Consider the following 18,988-nt stretch of genomic DNA (forward strand, 5'->3'; position numbering starts at 1 on the left):
CCCCCGTTATGAACGGGGGCCGATATCAGTGAGCTTTTACGCTTTAGTTCTCTACTGTGCCGGTGATCACCAGTTCTTTTTCCTGATCTATTCCTTTGAGCTTCAGGTAAACGGTTTTGGTGGGCTTGCCTGTGGCGTTTGCGCTGTAGGTGGCGGTGATTTTGCCGCTTTTGCCCGGGAGGATCGGTTCTACGGTCCAGTTAGGCACCGTACAACCGCAGCTGGCCTTCGCCGTTTCGATCAGCACGGGCGCCGTGGAAATATTGGTAAATTCGAACGTAACAGTCACCGGTTTGTTCAGCTTGGTTACGCCAAAATCAACAGTTTCCTTCTTGAACTTCAGTTTCGCATCTACGGCATTGGCCGCGCCTGAACCGTTCTGGGCCTGTGCCCACGCACCGGTGGCCAGCAGCATGCTCGCAAATAGGGATAAGATAAATTTTTTCATCTTGTCAAGTTTGGTTTTAAAACGATTGGTTAAAACGATATAGTTCACACCAGTTTCCAAATCAAATTTACGGCCAAAAATTGAACCGCAGGCGGCAAGATATTAAAAATTTCTTAAAAATTTAATTATTCACAGGAACAGCCGGTGGGTATTACCCATTCACCATTTTACTTTACATTTGTGTTTTAACCAAGGTTGGCATGATCGAAAACAACGAATTAGCTATGAATATGCAGAGCCAGTTGTCGTTTGAGGAATTCCGCAGGGAAGTGTTGAATGATTTCAGGCTCGCTTGCATCAGCAGGGAAGTAAGCCTGCTGGGCCGCCGCGAGGTACTGACCGGAAAAGCGAAGTTTGGCATTTTTGGGGACGGCAAGGAAGTGGCGCAGATTGCCATGTCAAAATATTTCAAACCGGGCGATTTCCGTTCCGGTTACTACCGTGACCAGACCATTGCCTTTGCCAGTGGTATTGCCACCGTGGAGCAGTTCTTTTCTCAGTTGTATGCAGACCCGGATATAAATAACGACCCGTTCTCAGCCGGGCGCCAGATGAACTCCCATTTTGCCACGCCTAATATTGATGCGGAAGGCAACTGGCTGAACCTGGCCTCCATGAAAAACACCGCGGCAGATATGGCGCCTACCGCCGCCCAGATGCCCCGCGCACTGGGGCTGGCCTATGCCAGCAAACTGTTCCGTGAAGTACCAGAGCTGCAGCAGTACGATCATCTTTCCCGCAACGGCAACGAAGTATGTTTTGCTACTATTGGTGACGCCTCTACGAGCGAAGGCCACTTCTGGGAAACCGTAAACGCCGCCGGCGTATTGCAGGTGCCCCTGGTGATCTTTGTATGGGATGATGGTTACGGCATTTCCGTTCCCCGCAAATACCAGACTACCAAAGGTTCTATCAGCACCGTTATGGAAGGTTTCCGCAAAAACGGCAACTCCAACGGGCTGGAAATATATAACGTAAAAGGATGGGATTATGCCGGCATGTGCGAAACCTTTGAAGAAGGCATTCGCAAGGCCCGCGAAACCCACGTGCCCGTGCTCTTCCATGTGGAGGAGATCACACAGCCGCAGGGCCACTCCACTTCGGGTAGCCATGAGCGTTATAAAAGCAAGGAGCGGCTGGCATGGGAAAAGGAATTTGATTGCAACCTTAAAATGCGGCAGTGGCTGCTGGAGAATGCACTGGCAGACGAAGCGCTGCTACAGCAAATAGAGGCTGAGGCTAAAACCATTGCGCAGGATAGCCGCCGCGCTGCCTGGGAAAAATACATTGCGCCTATCAAGGCGCAGGTGCAGGAGCTGCTGGGCCTGTGTGAAGCCTTGCTGGCCGAAGGCCGCGGAGATACCGCCTACATTACGCAGGTAATGCAGGAGCTGGCCTCCAACCGTGAGCCGCAACGCAAGGATGTGTTGAAAACAGCCGCAGGCATACTTTTCAAGCATCCCCGTAACTTTTCCGCTGCGCTGGATGACCTGCAGCAGTTCTATGACCGCCAGCTGGCCATCGAAAAAGAAAATTACAACACCTACCTCTATGCCACCGGCCCCAACTCCGTGCTCAACGTACCGGAGGTGCCGGCGCAATACGCGGAAGACGCTCCGCTGATCAACGGCTATGAAATACTCAACCGGTATTTTGACCAGCTCTTCAGCCACCATCCGCTGGTATTCGCCTTCGGAGAAGATGTAGGCAAAATAGGAGACGTAAACCAGGGTTTTGCCGGCCTTCAGCAAAAACACGGCAAAACGCGCATTGCTGACACCGGCATCCGTGAGCTGACCATCATGGGCCAGGGCATTGGCATGGCGCTGCGCGGCCTGCGCCCCATTGCGGAGATCCAGTACCTGGATTACCTGCTATACGGCCTGCAGCCGCTGAGTGACGATGTAGCGTCACTGCAATACAGAACAAAAGGCACCCAGTTCTGCCCTATCATAGTACGCACCCGTGGCCACCGCCTGGAAGGCATCTGGCACTCCGGCTCCCCCATGGGCATGATCGTGAACTCGCTGCGCGGCCTGCATGTATGCGTGCCCCGCAACATGGTACAGGCAGCCGGCATGTACAATACGCTGCTGCAAGCCAATGAGCCCGCTATTATGATTGAGGCGTTGAATGGCTACCGCCTTAAGGAGCGCCTGCCGGAAAATCTGAAAGATTTCACCGTGCCGCTGGGCGTGGCCGAAGTGCTGCACCCCGGTACAGACATCACCATCGTATCTTACGGCTCTACCCTCCGGATAGTTGAAGACGCCATGCAGGTACTGGAACAGCAGGGCATTTCCTGTGAGTTGATAGACGTGCAGACCTTATTGCCGTTTGACATTCACCAGTCCATCCTGGCATCTTTGAAAAAAACAAACCGCATACTTTTTGTGGATGAAGACGTGCCCGGTGGCGGCACCGCCTATATGTTCCAGCAGGTGATGGAAGTACAGGGCGGCTACCGCTGGCTGGATGTGGCGCCCAGAACGCTGGCCGCCCAGGCGCATCGTCCCGCCTATGGGTCTGATGGGGATTACTTCTCCAAACCCAATGCGGAAGACGTGGTGAAAATAGTAATGGACATGATCAGGGAGTAGTTCCTGCAAACATAAACTGACGTAGCAGCAGCGCACCCCCTGTACAACGCAGGGGGTGCGCCTGTTTTAGGCCGTCTGCAAACAAGCTTCCGGCATAATTTGTTATATTCTTACAAGTATGGAGTACAAAGACTATTATAAAATTCTTGGTGTAGATAAAAAAGCCAGCGCGGAAGACATTAAAAAGGCTTACCGGAAACTGGCGGTGAAGTACCACCCGGACAAGAACCCAGATGACAAGCTGGCTGAAGAAAAGTTCAAAGAGCTGAATGAAGCGTATGAAGTGCTGGGAGATGCAGAAAAAAGGAAAAAGTACGATGAGTTTGGCGAGAACTGGAAATACTATGAGCAGCATGGCAACGCCGGTGGCGGAGGATTTGACTGGGGCAGGTGGCAGGCCCAGCAAGGCGGCGGCCGGCAGCAGTATGAAGATGTGGAAAGCATGTTTGGAGAAGGGGGGCAGTTTTCCGATTTCTTTGAGCACCTTTTTGGCGGCGGCTTCCGGAGCCGCGCGCAGCAGGGCCGCAGCAGAACACGCCGGGGCGGTGATGTACATGCTACCATGAAAGTTAGTGTGCAGGACGTATACACCGGCGCCACGCGGCAAATAGAAGTGAACGGCCAAAAGCTGAACCTGAAAATAAAGCAGGGTACTTATAACGGCCAGGTGCTGCGTTTGAAAGGCAAAGGCCAGCCGGGGCGGAACGGTGGCGAGCCGGGAGATTTGCTGATAGAAGTGGAACTGGCTACAGACGGGCAGTATGAATTGCAGGGTAAAGATGTGCACATGGAAGTGCCGGTAGACCTGTACACTGCTGTATTGGGCGGAAAAGTGCCGGTGGCGGTGCCCGGTACGCCATTACAATTGAGCATTCCGGCCGGCACAGACAGCGGCCGGCTTTTCCGGCTGAAGGGGAAGGGCATACCCTCGCAGGAAGGTAGCACGGAAGCAGCAGGGGATTTGTATGTGAAAGTGAAGGTCACCGTACCCAAACAACTGACGGAAGAGGAGAAAGAGCTTTTCACGCGGTTGATGCAGATGCGGGCAAGCTAAGGCCGCGGGCGGGAAAAGACCAGGCCCACCGTAATTTTGCGTGAACCGGCCATCGGCAAAAATGCGGCTTTCCCGGTTGTTTTACCTGAAAAAACTAATATCATGATACTGCAACCATTTGATTACCTGGATGAGATACTGGAAAACCAGCACCGTCATGAGCAGGAAACGGCGGTAGCGTATTATGCCAGTGAAGTGCTGGAGGCCCTGGGCTACGGCCCCGGGCAGGGCGAGGATGCGCTTCAGCGTGCCATGCGGGCTTGCGCGGCATTACACTTGCCGGTGGAGCTGAATTTCCGGAAAACATATTGCTCTCACGCAGGGCAAATGGAACCAGACTGGCAATTGAGCCCGCTGGCCAGCTATTTCCTCATTGTTAACTGTGACCCCAGCTATCCCCAGGTGGCTCAAGCCCAATTATTATTTCTTAAAAAGCATCGTTCATTATAACGTGTATTGAATTTATTTTCAATCGATTGATTGTTCATTCTGTCGTAATTATTCATTCCCCGTTCATTGTTTTCAGCCTGGTACAGGCGTAGTGGAAAGCTATAAATTAGCAGTGTTAATACAGTCATAAACATTGCTTAGACGGTTCAAATAGGCTGAAAATGGGGGCCGTTCAGTTTTGAACGGCCTTCCTCAGTTCAAGGAAACAGCAATGAATACTTTTTCCTTTGTAATTGATTTCGTAACTTAGGTAAGCAGAAAAATTCGAACTAACCATCATCCTTTGATAAATTAGACAAAAACCTGGCCTGGTTTTTACAAAATTGTTTAACCATCATCCTCTGATCGCTGACATGGATTGTCGGAAAAAACAGGCCCAGGTTTTACTTACATGACGGAAGGACCTTTCCTTATTTTTCTCCTTTTAGCATACCGGCATAGATTGTTTGTTGAGCCGCAGGCAACTCCACGTTGCGTATATGCATACATTAAAGACATCTGACAAAGCAAACTTTACAGCCAAAGTCTGTTGGATTTTTTTGTACCCAAATCAACGTAACATGGAAGCTAGATGTATCAGATGCAGCAATATTGTGCATTCCCACAAGAAAATTTCCGAAACCAAATGTAAATGCGGCGGCCAACTGCAACGCATGCGTTTTGTCAGGCTGATAGAGGGCATGCACCCGCTGGGCAAAGAGCACAACATTCAGTTGAACGGTAAATTATGTTACGGCACCTACCGTTCTGTTTACGGGAACTTTGTTATAGACAAGGTGAATAACACCTTTGCACGCGTAGACGTTTTTTAGCCTGCAATTTTTTCAGCTAATGCCGTACTTTTATTCTTATGAATATAGTTGTACTGGACGGCTACGCCCTCAACCCCGGCGATCTGAGCTGGGACGCGCTGGAAACCCTTGGAAAGGTAACTGTATATGACCGTACCCCGCCGGAGCTGGTAGCGGAGCGGGCCAAAGAAGCAGACATCATTCTTACCAACAAAGCCCTTGTGCCGGCAGACACCATCCTGCAGCTGCCGGCCCTCCGGTATATTGGGGTAATGGCCACTGGTTACAATATTGTAGACGTGAAGGCCGCCCGGGAAAGGGGCATTACCGTCAGCAACGTGCCCGCTTACAGCACTGCCTCCGTAGCGCAACTTACCTTTGCCTTGCTGCTGGAACTGGTGCAGGGCGTTGGTCTGCATGCAGACAGCGTGCGGAAAGGAGAATGGGTGCAAAACCCTGATTTCAGTTACTGGAAACAGCCGCTCTGGGAGCTGCAACATAAAACCCTGGCCATTATCGGCTTTGGGCAAATAGGGCAGGCCGTTGCAAGAATAGCCATGGCCTTTGGCATGCGCGTTATTGTGAGTCACAAACACCCGGAAAGGGATAAAATGGATGGGGTCATCTTTACAGACCAGGCCACCTGCTTCCGGGAGGCAGACCTGGTAAGCCTGCACTGCCCCCTGAACGCTGAAAATAAAGGGTTTGTAAACGCCGCCCTCCTCAGCACGATGAAACCATCTGCTTTTCTGATCAATACCAGCCGCGGGCCGCTCATTAATGAAGAAGACCTGGCAGCTGCATTGAATGCTGGCCGGCTGGCCGGCGCCGGGCTGGACGTGTTGGCCACGGAACCGCCGCCGGCGGGTCATCCGCTGTTCAGCGCTAAAAACTGCCTTGTTACCCCGCATATAGCATGGGCTACGGTAGAAGCGCGCAAGAAGTTGATGGACAAGGTGGTGAGCAATGTAAAAGCATTTCAGAACGGGCAGCCGGAGAACGTGGTGAAGGGGTAGATCACTCCTTTCGGCGGCCATAAGCACCATGAACGCGCTTACAGGTAGTGATGTTCCGGCTTCAAGGTGGACGCCGGAACAGTACTATTCCCAAAAGGCCACGAAATACGAAGGGCTGACCCGGTCAGGTCAGCCCTCCAAATATCTGCGGCGTAAACTATTTCAGGTTATGGAACACCTGCTGTACATCCTCATCCTGCTCCAGCCGGTCAATCAGCTCCAGTACTTCCTTCGCTTGCTCTTCCCCTAATTCCACGGTAGTGCTGGGTATTCTTTTCAGCTCGGCGCTGATGATGTTAATGCCTTTTTCTTCCAGCGCCTTGGCCATATTGCCAAATTCATTGAAAGCGGCGCGGATAATGATGTTGCCTTCGCTGTCTTCTCCGATCTCTTCCAGGCCGAAGTCTATCAGTTCCAGTTCCAGCTCTTCCAGGTCTTGCCCTTCATTTTTGATCTTGAACTCGCCCAGGCGGTTGAAAAGGAAACCTACAGAACCGCTGTTGCCCAGGCTGCCGCCGCCGCGGTTGAAGTGCATGCGCACGTTGGCAACCGTGCGGGTAGTATTGTCCGTAGCGGTTTCTACCATTACGGCAACGCCGTGGGGCGCATATCCTTCATATACAACTTCTTCATAATCAGTTTTGTCTTTCCCCATGGCGCGTTTGATGGCAGCTTCCACGCGGTCTTTCGGCATATTCACGCCTTTAGCGTTCTGAAAGCAGCGGCGCAGGGCGGGGTTATTGTCCGGGTCAGGGCCGCCTTGTTTTACGGCTATGGCAATTTCCTTTCCAATGCGGGTAAATTGTTTGGCCATGCGGTCCCAGCGGGCAAACATGGTATGTTTTCTTACTTCGAATATACGTCCCATAGTAAAATACGTTCCTTGAATGTGGCTGCAAAAATATTAAATTCTGACAGATTAGCGTCAAATAAAAGACCCGCTGCGGAGCGCGGCGGGCCTTTGAAATATCATCTATGGTCAATTTATGGCTTTTCTTTTCCCAGTTTGCTGTTGTGCCTGCTATAGAAGAAATAGATAGCCAGGCCCAGTGCCAGCCATATAGCCAGCCTTGCCCAGCTTTCTTTGGGCAGGGAGTACATGAGGTAACCGCATACCAGCACGCCCATAATGGGCACAAAGGGCACCAGCGGGGTTTTGAACGCACGGGGTATTTCCGGCATCTTTTTCCGCATGATGATCACGCCGATGCATACCAGGGAGAAGGCGAAGAGCGTACCGATGCTCACCATGTGCCCCAGATCGCTTACCGGCACCAGGCCTGCAAACAGGCTTACGAACACCATGAAGAAGGCATTGGTTTTCCAGGGCGTTCTGAACCTGGGATGTACATCACTGAAAAATTTCGGCAGCAGCCCGTCACGGCTCATGGAGTAGAACACGCGGCTTTGTCCGAGCAGCATCACCAGTATCACGGAGGTATAGCCCGCCAGGATGGCTATAATGAGGCCGGTCTGCAGAAAATCGTACCCTGTTTGCGCAAAAGCGGTGGCAGCGGGTTTGGCGTCTCCGGCAAAGAGTTTATAGTTCAACAGCCCTGTCATTACGTGGGCAAACAGTACATAGAGGATGGTGCAGATAATGAGTGAGCCAAGGATGCCGATGGGCATGCCTTTCTGCGGGTTTTTGGCTTCCTGCGCGGCGGTAGATACGGCGTCAAAGCCAATAAAGGCAAAGAACACCACGGCCGCCCCGGTGGCAATGCCCGTCCAGCCAAAGTTTTCATATTTGCCGGTGTTGGCGGGGATATACGGGTCATAGTTGGCGGGGTCTATATGGCTCCAGCCCAGTATGATGAAAACGATCACTACGGATACTTTCAGGATTACCAGGAAGTTGTTCATGCCGGCAGACTCGCGGGTGCCCTTGATGAGCAGCAGGGAGAGCAGCAGCACAATGATAACCGCAGGCAGGTTGAACAGGCCGCCTTCAATAAGGGTACCGTCGCTCATTTTTACTGTTTCCCAGGGTGACACCGCCAACTGGTGGGGGATATGGATGCCGAACTTATGCAGGAACTCCAGCAGGTAGCGGCTCCAGCTTACGGCCACGGTAGCGGCGCCCAGCGCATACTCCAGCACCAGGTCCCAGCCAATGATCCAGGCAACAAATTCACCCATGGTAGCATAGGAATACGTGTAGGCGCTGCCCGCAACGGGTATCATAGAGGCAAACTCTGCGTAGCACAGGCCGGCAAAGGCACAACCAACGGCGGCCAGTACAAAAGAGATGGTTACAGCGGGCCCCGCATTTTCAGCAGCGGCAATGCCGGTAAGGGAAAACAGCCCCGCGCCTATAATGGCGCCAATGCCCAGCGCTACCAGCGCCCCGGAACTGAGTGTTCTTTTTAATCCTTTTTCTGATTCTGAAGCTTCTGCTAATAGTAATGGAAGAGATTTCTTGGCAAAAAGTCTACTCATACAGTAAAGATGTGAGGTTGATTTAGAGCTTGTTTAGATTTTACAGATCGTCAAATATAGTATCTAAAATCATAAAGCGGTATTTTATTTTATGTACGTTCAGGGCCGCAATATGGCCGCATTCTGGCAACATTTGTGGGGATTTTGCGTTCAGAACCTTATTTTTGGACAATTTTTGACAAAAACCTTGAACTAAATCACCTCTATGAATAAGAAGCTGGCGGCTCTTGTTGCGTTGATCGTTTTTACGATAGTTTCCTTTGTACATACGTTCGATCATTTTGGCTGGATGGAAGTGCCGCCGGTAGTATTGATGGTGCTCCGGTGGGTAACCGTGGCCACCGTTGTATGGTTTGCCGTTACCAAAAAATCCCTTACTACCTGGATACTGGTGAGCATGGTCATAGGGGCGGAGCTGGGGCATGATTATCCTGCCATAGCCGTCAACTTCCAGGTGCTCAGCAAGGTTTTCCTCCAGTTGATCAAAACCGTAATTGCCCCGCTGCTTTTTGCCACGCTGGTGGTGGGCATTGCCGGGCACTCCGATATCAAACAGGTGGGGCGTATGGGCTGGAAGTCACTGGTGTATTTCGAAATAGTGACCACTATTGCCCTGTTCATAGGCCTGGCCGCTATCAATATCAGCCAGGCGGGGGTAGGCATCAAAATGCCCCCGGAATCGCTGCATGAAAAACTGCCTGAAACCAAGCCCCAGAACTGGCAAGACGTGATCCTCCATGTATTCCCGGAAAACATTGCCAAATCCATCTATCATGGGGAAATTCTGCCCATTGTGGTGTTCAGCGTTATATTCGGCATTTCCCTGCTGCTGGTGAAAGACAAATTCCGGGGCCCTATGCTGGCCTTCTGCGAAAGTTTGTCTGAGGTCATGTTCAAGTTCACCAATATCGTGATGTACTTTGCCCCGGTGGGGGTGGGAGCGGCCATTGCCTACACGGTGGGGCATGGCGGGCTTTCCGTGCTCAGCAACCTGCTGCAGCTGTTGCTCACCCTGTATGTAGCCCTGATCGTTTTTATACTCGTGGTGTTCGTACCCGTTGCGCTCATTATCAAACTGCCCATAGGCCGGTTTATCAGGGAGATATCCGAACCGGTGTCTATCGCCTTTGCCACTACCAGCTCCGAATCTGCACTACCCAAGGCCATGGAGGCCATGGAAAGAATGGGCGTACCCCGCAAGGTGATCGCTTTTGTAATGCCCACCGGCTATAGTTTTAACCTGGACGGGTCTACCCTTTACCTGGCGCTGGCTTCAGTGTTTGTAGCCCAGGCTGCCGGCCACCATCTGAGCTGGGGCCAGCAGATACTGATGGTATTTACGCTGATGCTTACCAGCAAGGGGGTAGCCGGCGTTCCCAGGGCCACTTTGGTGATCATTCTTGGCACCGTAGCGTCTTTCCACCTGCCGGTATGGCCCGTGTTCCTCATTCTGGGCATAGACGAGCTGATGGATATGGCCCGCACGTCCGTAAACGTAATTGGCAATTGCCTGGCTACAGCCGTCATCGGGAAATGGGAAGGAGAGGTGGATTTCAAACAGCTGCCGCCTGAAACGAAGGCCTAGCCTGCCTTTCATAAAATATTAACTTCCTCTTGACATATTATGACGTATTTTCGGGCGTCCTAACTAATTCTAATTTTAAACAACAGCATGGATCAGATTATCGAGTTTTTTAAACATTTAATTAACCCCGAGTGGATTATTCAGAATGGAGGATTTTACCTGATTCTGGCTATCATATTTGCAGAAACCGGGTTGTTTGTGGGATTTTTCCTGCCAGGAGATTCTTTACTTTTTATAGCCGGCATTTATGGTGAAATGCTGGGCCAGAGCTTTTTTAATATGCCGCTGGTGGTGATCATGACCCTGATTGCCATTACAGGTGTGCTGGGTAATATTGTGGGCTACTGGTTCGGCCGCAAGTCAGGCCCCATCCTTTTTAAAAGAAAAGACACTTTCTTTTTCAAGAAAAAACACCTCTGGCAGGCCAAGGAGGTATATGACAAGTATGGCGGCGGGGCTATTTTCGTGGCCCGTTTCCTGCCGGTGGTACGTACCTTTGCGCCCATTGTGGCCGGTATTGTGGGCATGGAGAGGAAAAAGTTCATGTTCTGGAACATTGTAGGCTCCTTTTCCTGGGTGTTTTCCATGATGCTGGCGGGGCACTATCTTGACAAGGCTTTCCCCACCCTGAAAGACCACCTGGAGTGGATCATCATTATTATTGTGGTCATTACCACCCTGCCGGTGGCCATCAAGTTTATTTTCGGGAAAACTACCATACACTCCCACTTCGATGAGTTTGGCAACCCCATAGAGGCACCGGCCAAACAGGAGGAAGAAGAAATAAAATCGTAAAATTCTTGTATATCTGGAGAGACGCAATTACTTTGCGTCTCTTTTATTTATGGGCTAACACATCAACCTTCTAAATATTCAGACAGTATGAATTCCACGCAGAAACCGGTCAAGTTATTGAACGCGGCAGTAATTGTGGCCTCTCTGGGCTACTTTGTAGACATCTACGACCTTCTCCTTTTCGGTATCATTCGTATTAAAAGCCTTACAGACCTGGGTTTGCAGGGTGAGGAAATTGACAATGTGGGCATGTGGCTGATCAATATACAGATGGTGGGCATGCTGATAGGCGGCATCATCTGGGGCGTGCTGGGAGACAAACGGGGGCGCCTTTCCGTGCTGTTCGGCTCCATATTGCTGTATTCAGTGGCCAATGTGGCCAACGGCATGGTGAGCGGCGAGAACGCCATTACCTGGTACATGATCTGGCGTTTTGTTGCCGGTCTGGGCCTGGCGGGAGAGCTGGGAGCGGGCATTACCCTGGTATCCGAAGTGCTGCCCAAGGAAAAACGCGGGCTGGGCACCATGATAGTGGCCAGCGTAGGCATTTCCGGCGCAGTGGTGGCCTATTTTGTATCAGAGTACTTCGGTGACAACTGGCGTATCTGTTATTATATCGGGGGCGGCCTGGGCCTGGCCCTGCTGATTCTCCGGGTGAGCGTGGTAGAGTCTGGCATGTTCAACAGCGTGAAAGAAAAAGGCGGTGTGAGCCGGGGCAACTACTTCAAGTTCTTTACTAACCGGGAACGTTTTCTGCGATACCTCAAATGCATACTGGTGGGCCTTCCTACCTGGTACGTAGTGGGCATATTGATGACGTTTTCGAATGCTTTTGCGGAAAAAATGGATGTACAGGGAGAGATAGACCCTGGCAAGGTGATTATGATAGGGTACGCCGCGCTCACGCTGGGAGACTTTGCCAGCGGTTATCTGAGCCAGATGATCCGGAGCCGCAAAAAGGTGCTCTACATCTTTTACGCGCTGGTGATGGCTTGCGTGGTGCTGTATTTCAACATGCACGGAGCGTCTGCTACCATGTTTTATACTGTTTGCGGATTGCTGGGTTTCAGTGTGGGGTTCTGGGCCATTTTTGTAACGGTGGCGGCAGAGCAGTTTGGCACCAACCTGCGGGCCACTGCGGCAACCACGGCTCCTAACTATGCGCGGGGCCTGCTGCCGGTTATTTCCATGCTGTTTACCGGGCTGCAGGGCAGCTTCGGCTTCACTTACCTGCAAAGCGGGCTGATCACCGGTGTTATCTGCATCGCTGCCGCTTTGGTAGCTGCTTTTACCATGCGGGAAACTTTCGGGATAGATCTGGATTACGTGGAGGAGAACTAATATGTGCTTAACAACTTATCCAGCAGCTTATTGAGCTGCACTACTTCTTTTTCAGTGAGGGATGCCTTCAGGGTATCTTCCAAGGTGCCAATTTCTTCGTCAATGGTTTTCAGTAGCTGAAGGCCTTTGGCGGAGATCTTGACATCTACCGCCCGCCTGTCCAACTCACAGCTTTTGCGCTCTACCAGCTCCGCCTTGCGCAGCCGCTCCACCAGGCGGGACACATCACTCATCTTGTCCAGCATCCTTTCTTTCAGCGTATTGATACTGGCGCTTTTGGGGTGTTGCCCCCGCAATATGCGCAGTATATTGAACTGCTGCATGGTAATGTCATATTGTTTGAAAAATGCCTGGTGTTTGGCAATGATCCAGTTCCCTACAAAAATGAGGCTCACAAGGCCTTTATGGTGTTCACTGGTAAAATTCCTGATAGAAATAAGCTTTTCAATATTAGACATATGCGGAAAAAATATAGCGCAATTTAAAGGATAAGGGAATACAAAGCGCAATTGCTAACACTTTCATCCTCTTGCTCTTATGAAATCATTGCTGTACAAATTCCAGCTTTAGCTCAATGTTCACCATTTTATCTACCACCATGCCCCCGGCTTCCGTCAGCTTGTCCCATTTGAGGTTATAATCAAACCGGTTGAGGTAGGTGTTTGCCTTGAAAACCGCCCGCTGCTTGCCGGCGGCGTCTTTTGTGGTGCCGCTGTAGGCTACTTTGAGTTTTATTGGCCTGGTAACGTCACGGATGGTCAGGTGGCCGGCCAGCAGGTACTTGCCATTGGTAACCCGGGTCAGGGAGCTGCTTTTGAAAGTCATGGACGGGTATTTTTCTGCATTAAAAAAATCATTTGATTTAAGGTGATTGTCCCTGGGGGCATCACCGGTATTAATACTGAAAACGTCTACGGTAAAAGTGATGGCCGCATCTGAAAAATCCTGGCCGGTGGTGGTCATATCCCCTTCAAAATTCCTGAATACGCCATCTACTTTGGAAATAACGAGGTGGTTAACGGAGAACTTCACGGTAGAATGCTCCCTATCAGTTTTCCATGTAACAGTTTGTGCCCATACCCATGCGGGGCTGCAAAGCAGTGCGGCTAGCAGTAGCTTGATCATGATTTTGTTGCCGGAAAAATACGTCTGAATTCGTTTTCCTTGTCTGGTGGTGTACAGTTACGCGTTTGAGCCCTCGAACAGGCTAAAGTTACGAATATCCTTGTTACAACAGCAAAAACTGTTCAGATTGACTGACAATAAAAAAGCACCTGCGCTTTTCAGCACAGATGCTTTCCTGGTATGATCTACCGGCCTTTAGGCGGGTGTTTTCATGTTGTCCAGCACGTCCATTACCTCTTTTACGTGTTTGGCGGAGGTATTGAGCAGTGCCTGCTCGTCTGCGTTCAGTTGCAGCTCAATGATCTTTTCAATACCGTTTTTGCCAAGTACCACGGGCACGCCCAGGTAAATGTCTTTCAGGCCGTACTCGCCGGTAAGCCATGCGCAAACGGGGAAGATGCGTTTTTCATCTTTCAGGATGGCCTCCACCATCTGGGCAGCTGCTGCGCCGGGAGCATACCAGGCGGAAGTGCCCAGCAGGTTCACGATCTCGCCGCCACCCACTTTGGTGCGTTGAATGATGGCCTCCAGTTTGTCTGCCGCCACCAGTTCAGTAACCGGAATACCGGATACGGTGGTGTAGCGGGGCAGGGGTACCATGGTATCTCCGTGGCCGCCCATCAGGATGGCCTGTATGTCTTTGGGAGAGCAGCCTATCTCGTCTGCCAGGAAGGCACGGTAACGGGCCGTGTCAAGAATACCGGCCATGCCGAATACCTTGCTGCTGTCTTTTTTGGCGTTCAGGTAAGCGCAGTAGGTCATTACGTCAAGCGGGTTGGACACTACGATGATGATGGCATCAGGAGAATATTTGATCACATTCTCGGTAACAGATTTAACGATGTTGGCGTTGGTAGAGATCAGGTCATCACGGCTCATACCGGGTTTGCGGGGCAGGCCGGAGGTGATCACCACCACATCGCTGTTGGCGGTTTTGGCGTAGTCATTGGTAACACCGGTCACTTTGGTGCTGTAATAGTCTATGGGAGCTTGCTGCCATGTATCCAGTGCCTTGCCTTCTGCAGTGCCTTCCTTGATGTCAAGCAAAACAACTTCCTGCAGAAAATCTCTGTGGGCCAGCACGTTAGCACAGGTTGCTCCCACATTGCCAGCTCCTACAACAGTAACTTTCATCGTATCTGAGTATTTTAAAAAGGTGAAGAATTATTTGGGAAACAAAAATAGCATATCGGAGCCGGAATTTGGGTACCCTGTGAAAGAATTTTACAAGTGCTTTAACAAAGTGTCCAGTTTAACGGTACCTTCGTAGTCCGCCACAAGTTTGTGCTTCCGGTCGTATATATAAATACCCGGGAAGTTCTTCAGGTCGTAATAATAAGCGATCTGGCGGGTGGGCTCCGCAGCCATGATAATATTCGGGTAGTTTTTGATGTTATACTGGTCATACCAGGCTTTCATCCGCTCCAGTTTAAAGGGAGTGACCATCAATATGGTGGATTTTCCGAACTTGCCGATGTTTTTGAGAATATCTTCCGTCATGTGCGCACAGTGGTCGCACTCCACGCTGAAGAGGAATACCATCACGGGCTTGTTCTTCGGCAGGTCATTTTTAGTGAATACCTGGCCGCTGTAGAGGGTAAGCGGAACGGGAGATATGATCCCGTGTTGTTTAAAGGGCGGTGTTTGTGCCGCTGAAGGCGTAACAGACTGGGCATTTAAAATAACCGGCAGGCATAAGAACAGGAATAACCATCTTCTCATAATCATATTTTTAAAAATAGTAAAGTGATAATTATCTTCGCGTGAATTTGTACCAAAACTATACCGCTTTTGTGGGAAATCCGGCAAGTTTTGTTTGTTCATATGCGAAAATTTTTACTTTTGCAATCCTAATGTAAATTTTTAACTTTAAATCAGTGACCTTTTATGGCTACCACCGCAGATATCAGAACAGGATTGATCATTAAGCTGGATAACAGCTTGTATTCTGTTGTAGAGTTTGGTCAGAACAAAACAGCCCGTGCCGCTGCAAAAGTATGGGCAAAATTGAAGGGGGTTGACAATAGCCGTTCAATTGAACACACCTGGAACTCCGGTGATACCATTTACCCGGTACGCGTGGAGAAAAAAGCTTTCCAATACCTGTACCAGGACGAGAGCGGGTACAATTTCATGGATAAAGAAACCTTTGAACAGATAGTAGTGAGCGAGCAGCTGGTAGATGCGCCGCAGTTCCTGAAAGACGGGGATGAGGTGTCTATTGCCATCAATACCGAAACAGAGCAGCCCATGGGCGTGGAGCTGCCTGACAAAATTGTGCTGAAAGTGACCTATTCAGAGCCGGGCATGAAGGGAGATACCGCCACCCGTACTTTGAAGCCTGCTACTGTTGAAGGCGGCGCAACGGTAATGGTGCCCCTGTTCGTAAATGAAGGGGAACTGATCCGCGTAAATACCAAAACAGGTGAATACATCGAGCGTGTAAAAGAATAGCCATATACTTTTTTTCAATTCTATCTTCAGAGAACCAGCATTTAACTAAAAACCAAAAACTGTCTACATGGACTTTAAACAGATTCAGGAGCTGATAAAAATGGTTAACAAATCAAATATCAGCGAACTGAGCATTGAGCAGGACAAGTTCAAGATTACAATAAAGCAGAAGGAAAGTGAAGTACAACAGATCGTAACCGTACCGGCCGTAACGGCGGTGCAGCCTGTAGCAGTGGCTCCCCAGGCAGCGGCGGCACCCGCGCCTGCCCCGGCAGCGGCTCCCGCGCCAGCGGCGGCGCCTGCGGCCAGCAGCAACCTGATCACCATCAAATCTCCCATGATCGGTACCTTCTACCGCAGTGCCGGCCCTGACAAGCCGCCGTTTGTGAACATAGGGGACGATGTGGCGCCCGGCAAGGTGGTTTGTATCATTGAAGCCATGAAACTGTTCAATGAAATTGAAAGTGAAGTGGGCGGCAAAATCGTAAAGGTGCTGGTTGATGACGCCTCCCCGGTAGAGTACGATCAGCCTTTGTTCCTGGTAGAACCATAAACGCTTTGATAACGTAAGAAGGTTGTAAGGTTGCTTGCAACCTTTTCCCTTTTTAGTTTTTATATCACCTATAAGAAAAACATGTTCAAAAAGATATTGATCGCCAACCGTGGCGAGATCGCCCTGCGGATCATCCGTACCTGTAAGGAAATGGGGATCAAAACGGTGGCGGTATATTCAACCGCGGACAAAGACAGCCTGCACGTCAGGTTTGCAGATGAGGCCGTATGTATAGGAAAACCACAGAGTAGCGATTCTTACCTTAATATTCCTCACCTGATGGCCGCTGCGGAGATCACCAATGCAGACGCCATTCATCCCGGCTACGGCTTTTTGGCGGAGAACGCCCGTTTTGCGGAGATCTGCGGGGAGCATGGCATCAAGTTCATTGGCCCCACCCCGGAAATGATCCGGAAAATGGGAGATAAAATGACGGCCAAGGAAACCATGATCAAGGCCGGCGTACCTGTTATACCCGGTTCCGAGGGTTTGCTGGAAAGCGTGGAACAGGCCAAGGCGCTTGCTAAGGAAATGGGCCTGCCCGTGATCATGAAAGCTACTGCCGGTGGCGGCGGTAAAGGCATGCGCGTGGTGTGGGACGAGAACGAGATCGAGAACGCCTATACCATGGCCAAAACCGAAGCCAGGGCCGCATTCAGCAACGACGGCATTTACATGGAAAAGTTCGTGGAAGAACCCCGCCATATTGAGATACAGATTGCAGGTGACCAGTATGGCAAGGTATGCCACCTCAGCGAGCGTGACTGTTCCATTCAGCGCCGCCACCAGAAGCTGGTGGAAGAATCTCCCTCACCCTTTATGACGCCTGAGCTGCGTGAAAAAATGGGAGATGCCGCCATCAGGGCCGCCAGTGCCATCAATTATGAGAGCGTGGGTACCATTGAGTTCCTGGTAGACAAGCACCGCAATTTCTATTTCATGGAAATGAACACCCGTATACAGGTGGAGCATGGTGTTACGGAAGAAGTGATCAATTTTGACCTGATCAAGGAACAGATCAAGATTGCCGCAGGCATTCCCATTTCAGGTAAGAACTACACGCCGCAGATGCACGCCATTGAGTGCCGCATCAACGCCGAAGATCCCTACAACGATTTCCGTCCCTCCCCGGGCCGCATTACCGTGCTGCACACGCCGGGCGGCCATGGTGTGCGGGTAGATTCCCATATTTACGCAGGGTACGTGATTCCGCCCTACTATGATTCCATGGTGTCTAAAGTGATAGCCGTAGCGCAAACCCGCGAAGAGGCCATCAATACCATGGAAAGGGCCCTGAGCGAATTTGTGATAGAAGGGGTGAAAACCACCATTCCTTTCCATCAGCAGCTTATGCAGGATGAGAATTTCCGCAAGGGTAACTTCACCACCAAGTTTACAGAATCTTTCAAGCTGCAGTAAAACAGCGGTGAAAATATGCGAAAGCTTCCCGGCCATGGCCGGGAAGCTTTTTTTATTGTAATGGTGCTTTCTTTAAAAAGCCGGTAAACAGGCCTTCAGGGCAAAATACCCGGCTGGCTGATGTCTGTGTGAGGCAATAACAATAAAAAACAGGCTGCCTGAAAAAGCAGCCCGTTTAAACCTTAAAACCTTTTAAAATGTATTGCTCAGATTTGCATGAAAAGCGTTGCTACAGGTTGTCCGTAGCGTCTTTTTTCTTCATTTTCATTTCCATTCCCGCCTTTTTATGCATGGATTTATAGTGTTCTCTTTCTTTTTTCCGCCACGCATCATATTTCTGGTATTGGTCATTGCCCAGTGCCAGCTTTATTTTCTCCAGCCTTGCGCTGTTCAGTGACTTCATCTGCTCGTGGCGCTGTTCTTTGGTGAGTGAGGTGTTTTTTCGCAGCTCACCAGCTTTTGCCATAAAATCTTTGTTGATGCTTTGCAGCTCCTGTCCCTGTGCATCTGTAAGGCCAAGGGCCTTGGCTGTTTCTTCACTGCGCTCGCCATGCCTGCGGCCGTCTTTTTTATGCCTTTTCGTTTTATAGGCATCGGCCCGGGCCATGGTCTTTTCGCGGTTGTTTTGCCATTTGTCGAATTGTTCAGCGTTGAGCACAGATTTGATCTTGTCATGCCGTGCAGTGCTGAGCGCTTCCAGCTGCTTTGTTTTCTCTTCCTTGCTTAAGGCATCGTTCTTCCTGACTTCCTGGGCGCTTTTTATGTAAGATCTGTTGATCTGCTGCAGTTCTTTGTCTTGCTTTTCGTCCAGCTTCAGATCTGCCACCTGCTTACTTTTCAGCTTCGTTTTAGCGTCCTGGGCATAACCCATGGTGGTTACGCCGGCCAGGAACATGAATAATAAGATCTTCTTCGTAT

General features: G+C 50.5%; 19 protein-coding genes. 11 read left to right on the top strand and 8 right to left on the bottom strand.

Features of this window, described 5'->3' with window-relative positions; translation table 11 throughout:
* Positions 1–43 precede the first annotated feature (43 nt).
* Complete coding sequence (locus tag ABDW36_RS19290) at positions 44–448, bottom strand: DUF1573 domain-containing protein (RefSeq protein WP_343703554.1); 405 nt, start codon at positions 446–448, stop codon at positions 44–46.
* A gap of 200 nt (positions 449–648) precedes the next feature.
* Here ABDW36_RS19290 and ABDW36_RS19295 point away from each other — a divergent pair, with 200 nt between their 5' ends.
* From ABDW36_RS19295 to ABDW36_RS19315, 5 genes are all read left to right on the top strand, one after another.
* Positions 649–3,048, top strand: a complete 2,400-nt coding sequence (locus ABDW36_RS19295; protein WP_343703555.1) for a thiamine pyrophosphate-dependent enzyme — start codon at positions 649–651, stop codon at positions 3,046–3,048.
* A 118-nt stretch (positions 3,049–3,166) separates the two neighbouring features.
* Positions 3,167–4,102, top strand: coding sequence for a J domain-containing protein (locus ABDW36_RS19300; RefSeq protein ID WP_343703556.1), 936 nt, complete (start codon positions 3,167–3,169; stop codon positions 4,100–4,102).
* A 102-nt stretch (positions 4,103–4,204) separates the two neighbouring features.
* Complete coding sequence (locus tag ABDW36_RS19305; protein ID WP_343703557.1) at positions 4,205–4,552, top strand: hypothetical protein; 348 nt, start codon at positions 4,205–4,207, stop codon at positions 4,550–4,552.
* 560 nt (positions 4,553–5,112) lie between these two features.
* Entirely contained in the window at positions 5,113–5,364 is a 252-nt protein-coding gene (locus tag ABDW36_RS19310; RefSeq protein WP_343703558.1) for a hypothetical protein, read from the top strand.
* A gap of 38 nt (positions 5,365–5,402) precedes the next feature.
* Positions 5,403–6,359 carry a D-2-hydroxyacid dehydrogenase gene (locus ABDW36_RS19315; RefSeq protein ID WP_343703559.1) on the top strand — a complete coding sequence of 319 codons (957 nt, stop codon included), beginning with the start codon at positions 5,403–5,405 and terminating at the stop codon, positions 6,357–6,359.
* Positions 6,360–6,516: 157 nt separating this feature from the next.
* On the opposite strand, the gene ABDW36_RS19320 is transcribed toward ABDW36_RS19315, so the two are convergent.
* Positions 6,517–7,227 (bottom strand): YebC/PmpR family DNA-binding transcriptional regulator, encoded by a 711-nt coding sequence (locus ABDW36_RS19320; protein WP_343703560.1) that lies wholly within the window; start codon positions 7,225–7,227, stop codon positions 6,517–6,519.
* A 116-nt stretch (positions 7,228–7,343) separates the two neighbouring features.
* The gene (locus ABDW36_RS19325; protein ID WP_343703561.1) at positions 7,344–8,798 is read right to left on the bottom strand and encodes an amino acid permease; all 1,455 of its coding nucleotides are present in this window, start codon (positions 8,796–8,798) and stop codon (positions 7,344–7,346) included.
* 205 nt (positions 8,799–9,003) lie between these two features.
* Between ABDW36_RS19325 and ABDW36_RS19330 the strand changes: the two genes are divergently transcribed.
* The 3 genes from ABDW36_RS19330 (at position 9,004) to ABDW36_RS19340 (ending at position 12,519) form a co-directional block, all read left to right on the top strand.
* The gene (locus ABDW36_RS19330) at positions 9,004–10,383 is read left to right on the top strand and encodes a cation:dicarboxylase symporter family transporter (protein ID WP_343703562.1); all 1,380 of its coding nucleotides are present in this window, start codon (positions 9,004–9,006) and stop codon (positions 10,381–10,383) included.
* 198 nt (positions 10,384–10,581) lie between these two features.
* A complete protein-coding gene (locus ABDW36_RS19335; RefSeq protein ID WP_343703563.1) occupies positions 10,582–11,178 on the top strand; it encodes a DedA family protein in 597 nt (198 codons plus the stop codon).
* Positions 11,179–11,265: 87 nt separating this feature from the next.
* The gene (locus ABDW36_RS19340; RefSeq protein WP_343703564.1) at positions 11,266–12,519 is read left to right on the top strand and encodes an MFS transporter; all 1,254 of its coding nucleotides are present in this window, start codon (positions 11,266–11,268) and stop codon (positions 12,517–12,519) included.
* On the opposite strand, the gene ABDW36_RS19345 is transcribed toward ABDW36_RS19340, so the two are convergent.
* The 4 genes from ABDW36_RS19345 to ABDW36_RS19360 all read right to left on the bottom strand — a co-directional run bounded on the left by ABDW36_RS19345 (position 12,516) and on the right by ABDW36_RS19360 (position 15,366).
* Positions 12,516–12,977: a MarR family transcriptional regulator gene (locus tag ABDW36_RS19345; RefSeq protein WP_343703565.1), complete on the bottom strand. Its 462-nt coding sequence runs from the start codon at positions 12,975–12,977 to the stop codon at positions 12,516–12,518. The genes ABDW36_RS19340 and ABDW36_RS19345 overlap by 4 nt on opposite strands.
* A gap of 85 nt (positions 12,978–13,062) precedes the next feature.
* Positions 13,063–13,644: a YceI family protein gene (locus ABDW36_RS19350; protein ID WP_343703566.1), complete on the bottom strand. Its 582-nt coding sequence runs from the start codon at positions 13,642–13,644 to the stop codon at positions 13,063–13,065.
* A gap of 195 nt (positions 13,645–13,839) precedes the next feature.
* Positions 13,840–14,778: a malate dehydrogenase gene (gene mdh / locus ABDW36_RS19355; protein ID WP_343703567.1), complete on the bottom strand. Its 939-nt coding sequence runs from the start codon at positions 14,776–14,778 to the stop codon at positions 13,840–13,842.
* Positions 14,779–14,868: 90 nt separating this feature from the next.
* A complete protein-coding gene (locus ABDW36_RS19360) occupies positions 14,869–15,366 on the bottom strand; it encodes a redoxin domain-containing protein (protein ID WP_343703568.1) in 498 nt (165 codons plus the stop codon).
* A 165-nt stretch (positions 15,367–15,531) separates the two neighbouring features.
* Between ABDW36_RS19360 and efp the strand changes: the two genes are divergently transcribed.
* The 3 genes from efp (at position 15,532) to accC (ending at position 18,070) form a co-directional block, all read left to right on the top strand.
* Positions 15,532–16,098 (top strand): elongation factor P, encoded by a 567-nt coding sequence (gene efp, locus ABDW36_RS19365; protein ID WP_119078792.1) that lies wholly within the window; start codon positions 15,532–15,534, stop codon positions 16,096–16,098.
* A 67-nt stretch (positions 16,099–16,165) separates the two neighbouring features.
* On the top strand, positions 16,166–16,651 hold the full coding sequence (accB, locus tag ABDW36_RS19370; RefSeq protein ID WP_343703569.1) for an acetyl-CoA carboxylase biotin carboxyl carrier protein: 486 nt from the start codon (positions 16,166–16,168) through the stop codon (positions 16,649–16,651).
* Positions 16,652–16,732: 81 nt separating this feature from the next.
* Positions 16,733–18,070 carry an acetyl-CoA carboxylase biotin carboxylase subunit gene (accC, locus tag ABDW36_RS19375; protein WP_343703570.1) on the top strand — a complete coding sequence of 446 codons (1,338 nt, stop codon included), beginning with the start codon at positions 16,733–16,735 and terminating at the stop codon, positions 18,068–18,070.
* Positions 18,071–18,299: 229 nt separating this feature from the next.
* Here accC and ABDW36_RS19380 read toward each other — a convergent pair.
* The coding region (locus ABDW36_RS19380) for a hypothetical protein (RefSeq protein WP_343703571.1) at positions 18,300–18,988 on the bottom strand (689 nt) is incomplete at its 5' end.

Origin of the sequence: Chitinophaga sp. (assembly GCF_039596455.1) — a bacterium.
Lineage (GTDB): Bacteria > Bacteroidota > Bacteroidia > Chitinophagales > Chitinophagaceae > Chitinophaga.

Coding starts and splice junctions, on each gene's coding strand:
- accB (WP_343703569.1), top strand. CDS start 16,166: ATGGACTTTAAACAGATTCAGGAGCTGATAAAAATGGTTAACAAATCA.
- ABDW36_RS19300 (WP_343703556.1), top strand. CDS start 3,167: ATGGAGTACAAAGACTATTATAAAATTCTTGGTGTAGATAAAAAAGCC.
- ABDW36_RS19295 (WP_343703555.1), top strand. CDS start 649: ATGATCGAAAACAACGAATTAGCTATGAATATGCAGAGCCAGTTGTCG.
- ABDW36_RS19315 (WP_343703559.1), top strand. CDS start 5,403: ATGAATATAGTTGTACTGGACGGCTACGCCCTCAACCCCGGCGATCTG.
- ABDW36_RS19310 (WP_343703558.1), top strand. CDS start 5,113: ATGGAAGCTAGATGTATCAGATGCAGCAATATTGTGCATTCCCACAAG.
- ABDW36_RS19325 (WP_343703561.1), bottom strand. CDS start 8,798: ATGAGTAGACTTTTTGCCAAGAAATCTCTTCCATTACTATTAGCAGAA.
- ABDW36_RS19305 (WP_343703557.1), top strand. CDS start 4,205: ATGATACTGCAACCATTTGATTACCTGGATGAGATACTGGAAAACCAG.
- mdh (WP_343703567.1), bottom strand. CDS start 14,778: ATGAAAGTTACTGTTGTAGGAGCTGGCAATGTGGGAGCAACCTGTGCT.
- ABDW36_RS19360 (WP_343703568.1), bottom strand. CDS start 15,366: ATGAGAAGATGGTTATTCCTGTTCTTATGCCTGCCGGTTATTTTAAAT.
- ABDW36_RS19330 (WP_343703562.1), top strand. CDS start 9,004: ATGAATAAGAAGCTGGCGGCTCTTGTTGCGTTGATCGTTTTTACGATA.
- ABDW36_RS19345 (WP_343703565.1), bottom strand. CDS start 12,977: ATGTCTAATATTGAAAAGCTTATTTCTATCAGGAATTTTACCAGTGAA.
- efp (WP_119078792.1), top strand. CDS start 15,532: ATGGCTACCACCGCAGATATCAGAACAGGATTGATCATTAAGCTGGAT.
- ABDW36_RS19320 (WP_343703560.1), bottom strand. CDS start 7,227: ATGGGACGTATATTCGAAGTAAGAAAACATACCATGTTTGCCCGCTGG.
- ABDW36_RS19290 (WP_343703554.1), bottom strand. CDS start 448: ATGAAAAAATTTATCTTATCCCTATTTGCGAGCATGCTGCTGGCCACC.
- ABDW36_RS19340 (WP_343703564.1), top strand. CDS start 11,266: ATGAATTCCACGCAGAAACCGGTCAAGTTATTGAACGCGGCAGTAATT.
- accC (WP_343703570.1), top strand. CDS start 16,733: ATGTTCAAAAAGATATTGATCGCCAACCGTGGCGAGATCGCCCTGCGG.
- ABDW36_RS19350 (WP_343703566.1), bottom strand. CDS start 13,644: ATGATCAAGCTACTGCTAGCCGCACTGCTTTGCAGCCCCGCATGGGTA.